Here is a 252-nt window from a genome sequence, read left to right as displayed (position 1 = left end):
TAAAATCATTCGTGAGCTGGTAACAGCGGCTAAGCTGGTCGGTGGCGATCCGGACGCTAACCCGCGTCTGCGTGCGGCGGTGGATAAAGCACTGTCTAACAACATGACCCGTGACACACTGAACCGCGCAATTGCACGTGGTGTGGGCGGTGATGATGATGCAAACATGGAAACCATCATCTACGAAGGTTACGGTCCTGGCGGCACGGCAATCATGATTGAATGTCTGTCTGACAACCGCAACCGTACCGT

Annotated in this window: 1 protein-coding gene; it reads left to right on the top strand. The window is 54.4% G+C overall.

Annotated features, from left to right (window positions below; translation table 11 throughout):
* A partial coding sequence (locus QP437_RS10225) for a YebC/PmpR family DNA-binding transcriptional regulator (protein ID WP_285267759.1) occupies positions 1–252 on the top strand: 252 nt, incomplete at both ends.

It is taken from the genome of Haemophilus sp. UMB1048 (assembly GCF_030218125.1).
Taxonomy (GTDB): domain Bacteria; phylum Pseudomonadota; class Gammaproteobacteria; order Enterobacterales; family Pasteurellaceae; genus Haemophilus_D.
This window is presented reverse-complemented; position numbering and strand designations above follow the sequence as displayed.